A 4,566-nucleotide genomic window follows, 5' to 3' on the forward strand; every position below is an offset into this window, starting at 1 on the left:
GGAAGAACGTTTTTAATCGCCAGGAGCTGTTATGGCTGCAAGATAAATTCCCTCAAAAAATGAACGAAAAGGGTTTTGAATTAGAGCGAGGTCAGAGCGGATCTGAACGAGCGCATTTATCTACGGCGGATTTTAAAATGAAAACGCAGAAGGAAGAATTAGAGCAAGATATTGGATTGCTAGAAAAAGAGATTTCAAGTAAGAAAAGTGAATTATCGGCGCTCAATGAAAAAATTCCTGACGAAGTAATTGTTCCTACAAAAAGACAATTTAAGAAAGTGGAATTTGAAAGCCAGGAGAAAAATATTTTTGGTAGGCCGAAAAAAGAAATCAAAAAAGAACCGACTGGAAATCTCATCGTGACGGAACAAGATTTTAAAAAGCTAGTGAACACCGCGCGAAATAATAAGCAGTTAAAAGGCAGTATTGAAAAACTGTTAAATACGGATCTCTACCAACAAAACAAGCATTTAAAAGCAGAAAATGCAGAGTTGGAAAAAATGAATCACAGCAATTTAGGGAAAATCGTTGAGTTAAGCACGGAAAATGAACAGTTGAAAAGTAGAGTCAAAGAGTTAACGAAAGAGATTCAAAATATTTATCAGGTCTCTAAAGACTTCTTCCAAAAGCACACAAACGATTTAGAGGGTTTTAAAAAGGTTTTTAAGGCCTTTGTAGACAAAGTGAAGGGAATCACACCCAAAGGTGAGTTCAAGCGCACTCACGAGCGCGACAGCGGCTTTAACGTGGATTCTGTGAAGCAGATGAGTGAAATGAATGAGAAAAAAACACCTCGTCGAGATCGAGGAAATGAATTGGAACGATAAAAGACACTTTTAGTGTCTTTTTTATTTTGGTTTTGAACTTTGTTTTGAACTTTGTTTTGAACTTTGTTTTGAACTTTGTTTTGAACTTTGTTTTGAATTTTTTCTGCGGATGAGGGGAATGGGGGGGCGACTACGACACCCCCCTAGTTGTCCAGTGTCCAACGCTAAAAGCGACTCAAACCCTTGGTACACATGGGCTAAACGGGTGAAAAAAAGGGGAAATCAGTCATACCAAGGGTTTGTGGCGTTTTTTTGCTAAATAGTAACTAAAGTGTTGCTTTAGAGTAACTAAATTGTTAAGCTGATTTTAGAGAAAAATGACAAGGAGAGATAGGATATGTCTGAAGATAAAAAAAAGAGAGTCATGGTAACTCTTAGCAAAGATGTCGCTGATGAATTTGAAAAAATTGCTAAGCGAATGGGGCTTAGCAAATCGGGTCTTGTTACTGTCTGGGTTAATGCTAATGGAAAGGAAAACGAAAAATAAAAAAAGCGCAGCACGGCACGCTACGCTTTCGAAACAAATACTTATTTTCGTTAAGGTGATTATATCATGGTGAAGGCAAAAGACGAAAGAACTAGAAACTGGACGTTTGTTGTTTATCCTGAAAGTGCACCCGAAAATTGGCGTGAAATAATTGATGATCTTCATGTGCCTTGGGTGGAAAGTCCATTGCATGATAGGGATGTAAATCCTGATGGTGAATTAAAGAAACCTCATTGGCATGTGATAATAATGTTTTCCAGTAATAAATCTTATTCACAAATAAGAGAGATTACCATGAAATTAAGGTCACCAAATCCGCAAAAAGTAGCAAATGCAAAAGGAATGGTGCGTTATTTTGCACACATGGACAACCCTGAAAAATATCAATATAAAAAGACTGATATAATCGCTCATGCTGGTGCTGAAATAACGTCTTATCTGTCTGTAACATCGGCTGAAAGATATGAACTTATTAACGAAATGATGGAGTTTATTGATAGTCAGGGAATTGTGGAAATGAAAAGTCTATTAGATTATGCAAGGCATGAAAGATTTGATGATTGGTTTCCGTTGCTTTGTGATAACTCGGCTTACATTATGGATTCTTATATTAAATCAAATCGGCATAGAAAAATAGATAAGTAACATTTAAGGGATATGAGTGATGTGTATTGAACAGAGATTTTTTGAAGATGGAGGATGGCTAGTTTGTGAGCCTCCATCTATTTTATCAAATACAAACTAATAGGTTGTTCATTTTTTTTAGACCAAATCTCTTTTATTGTTTTATCTTCAAGATTGAAAAAATAGGCTTTAGCAGTATTTGAAGTATCATCAGCAATAAAATAAAAACCGTTATTTTTAAAGTTGAATATTGGTTCTCTTATATTAAGTAAGTCAGTTGTATCTTCCAATAGTAAATCAATTTTCTTTTTACTTTTCGAATAAAGTCCTATTTTAGATGTATCTTCAAGTTTGTCTTTAAAGTTCAATAAAAAACTTTCTCCGTCTGAAGATAAGGAAACAGTTTTTACAAAGCTATTTAATCTTAATTCTTCCTTCTGGAAGGTCCCTGATTCATTGTAAATAGAAAATGTATGAGTTGGAGCTGTGGGAGAGATATTGTTTTTATTTGCATTTGATATATTATCAAACTCTTCTTTTATTGATTTAGTAACAACGAGTAAGTTTTTTTGAAAAGGTGAAAAATCGAATGTTACTACAGAATAGTCATTTTCCTTATCGTTCCAGATGTATACATCTCCTGTTTTTATATCGAAAGTAGCAAGATGAAAGTTTCGATCATCTTTTTTAACCAATGTTCTGATGTATATTGTTTTTTCTTTTTTATTTAATTTTAGGAAGTCCACATAATTTAAATCTTTTGTAAGGACGTTTATTCTATTTTCACTAGCATTTTTTTGAAGTAGTTGTTGTGTGCCATTTTTTACTTTTCCGGGAAAATAAATATCATTAGATTCTTCGAAGTATGTAGAAGTAGGATAATCATCATAATTTTTTTTCAACAGCACTTTTTCTCTAGAGGTATTTAAGTCTAATTTAATGGTTCTCTGATAATTTTCTTCGTATGAAGTGTTTATATATAATTGCTCGTTGTTATTTGTATTTTGAAGTTTCAACGTGTAAATTTCTTTGTTATTTACAGCAATGAAGATTATTAAAAAAAGAAAAACCAAAGAAAACAGGATGAATATTTTTTTCATTGGAAAACTCCTTTTTTAAAAACAACCCTATTTAAGAAAAAACTTAAATAGGGTTGTCTAAATTTAGTATTTAATGTGTCCAGGGAAATAACCGGCGCTAATAACTCCACCCATTTCTGTATACATTGCTTTTTGAACGTCTAATATTACATCATTGCCAAAACCACCATAATCCCACTTATAGAGTGTCCGCTTAATGTTTTTTGCTGTGTTAGTAGTTAAAATCGGTGTTCCTTTAGGCAGATTTCTATTTGCATAACTAACAGCAACATCGTTTTTTGTTAACACTTTTCCGTCACTTCCAAGTGATCCTTGACCAAGGTAGAAAGAAATTTTTCCGGTTAGCTCTGCAGCGTTTGATTCGGATGCTCCAAAATTAAAAAACAATACACCTAGTAGTAATAAAGAGCATGATGCTTTTTTGATAAGTGTAACCATTTTTACCACCCTTTCTAGTTTTATGTCAAAAATTGTGACGTCACTTAATTGTTATAATTCTACATATACTGGAAAATACCTTTTAATAAGAGCGGATTATATATTCTTTTTTAATTTTTGGTTTTTCCTTTGTTTTAGGGTTGAGGTGAAGGCGGGTTTGATTGCGTGATTTTATATGTGGTGAGAGGAAATTCATGCTCGGAAGTACAGGCGGTTTGTCGGGGTAGAATGGGAAATGCAAGCCGGTGAAATTGCAACTTCGTTTTAGGTTTATCGGCTTGGCGTGAGCCAATTACCCGACAAATTTTTGAAAGCAAGGAGGAAAGGGTGGAGATTTTTTGAGTGCATTTCTCAAAAAATACGACCCGATCCTTGCTTTCAAAAAAGCCTTTTGGGTGGTGGATGGTGAATGAAATTTGCAACCGTTGCGGAAAAGCAACGAGGTGAAAAGTTCATTTCTGTACTGGGAAAAAGCATCGGCTGCGGGCGATGCTTTTTTTGCTTTTGATCATTGGGGAAGCAGTCACGCTAGAGTGACTGCTTCTTGCTTTTAGCCCCCCGGCAAGGCACACCTTTACGGATGTAAAGTATAGTGTGTTATACTTTACATGGAAGTTTTGGCCGGAAATCTGGGGCGGAGGGGTGAGGGTTTTGAGCTTTGCAGTAGTCCGAATGCAGAAAATGAAATCACATGATTTGAAGGGAATTCAGTTCCACAATCAGAGGGAACGAGACAGCAAAACGAATCCCGATATTGATAAAAAGAAGTCTGATGAAAATTATGATTTGGTCCATGAACGCAAAATAAATTACAACGAGCATGTGAAAGAAATTATTGAATCTCAAAAAACAGGCACCAGAAAAACGAGAAAAGATGCCGTGCTTGTGAATGAGTTGTTGGTGACTTCTGACAGAACATTTTTCGATAAACTCAATCCAGACGAAACGAAGAAATTCTTCAGAGAAAGTCTGGAGATTTTTGAAGAGAAGTACGGCAAACAAAATATCGCGTATGCGACCGTTCACATGGACGAGAAGACGCCTCACATGCATGTAGGGGTCGTTCCCATGCGTGAAGGTAGATTGCAAG

At 35.3% G+C, this 4,566-nt stretch carries 6 protein-coding genes; 4 read left to right on the forward strand and 2 right to left on the reverse strand.

The annotated features are described in order from the left end of the window. The 3 genes from ABE021_RS09150 to ABE021_RS09160 form a co-directional block, all read left to right on the forward strand. The coding region (locus tag ABE021_RS09150) for a plasmid recombination protein (protein WP_430288198.1) at nucleotides 1-827 on the forward strand (827 nt) is incomplete at its 5' end. Between the two features lie 337 nt (nucleotides 828-1,164). Next, nucleotides 1,165-1,314 (forward strand): ribbon-helix-helix protein, CopG family, encoded by a 150-nt coding sequence (locus ABE021_RS09155; protein ID WP_430288200.1) that lies wholly within the window; start codon nucleotides 1,165-1,167, stop codon nucleotides 1,312-1,314. A gap of 66 nt (nucleotides 1,315-1,380) precedes the next feature. Further along, nucleotides 1,381-1,959, forward strand: coding sequence for a replication protein (locus tag ABE021_RS09160; protein WP_430288201.1), 579 nt, complete (start codon nucleotides 1,381-1,383; stop codon nucleotides 1,957-1,959). Between the two features lie 77 nt (nucleotides 1,960-2,036). Here ABE021_RS09160 and ABE021_RS09165 read toward each other — a convergent pair whose 3' ends face one another. Beyond that, nucleotides 2,037-3,038 carry a hypothetical protein gene (locus tag ABE021_RS09165; protein WP_430288202.1) on the reverse strand — a complete coding sequence of 334 codons (1,002 nt, stop codon included), beginning with the start codon at nucleotides 3,036-3,038 and terminating at the stop codon, nucleotides 2,037-2,039. A 63-nt stretch (nucleotides 3,039-3,101) separates the two neighbouring features. After that, complete coding sequence (locus ABE021_RS09170) at nucleotides 3,102-3,476, reverse strand: hypothetical protein (protein WP_430288203.1); 375 nt, start codon at nucleotides 3,474-3,476, stop codon at nucleotides 3,102-3,104. 651 nt (nucleotides 3,477-4,127) lie between these two features. Between ABE021_RS09170 and mobV the strand changes: the two genes are divergently transcribed. After that, a partial coding sequence (gene mobV / locus ABE021_RS09175) for a MobV family relaxase (RefSeq protein ID WP_430288204.1) occupies nucleotides 4,128-4,566 on the forward strand: 439 nt, incomplete at its 3' end.

Source organism: Sporosarcina gallistercoris (assembly GCF_050459885.1).
In the GTDB taxonomy this organism is placed as follows: Bacteria; Bacillota; Bacilli; order Bacillales_A; family Planococcaceae; genus Sporosarcina; species Sporosarcina gallistercoris_A.

Coding starts and splice junctions, on each gene's coding strand:
- ABE021_RS09160 (WP_430288201.1), top strand. CDS start 1,381: ATGGTGAAGGCAAAAGACGAAAGAACTAGAAACTGGACGTTTGTTGTT.
- ABE021_RS09170 (WP_430288203.1), bottom strand. CDS start 3,476: ATGGTTACACTTATCAAAAAAGCATCATGCTCTTTATTACTACTAGGT.
- ABE021_RS09155 (WP_430288200.1), top strand. CDS start 1,165: ATGTCTGAAGATAAAAAAAAGAGAGTCATGGTAACTCTTAGCAAAGAT.
- ABE021_RS09165 (WP_430288202.1), bottom strand. CDS start 3,038: ATGAAAAAAATATTCATCCTGTTTTCTTTGGTTTTTCTTTTTTTAATA.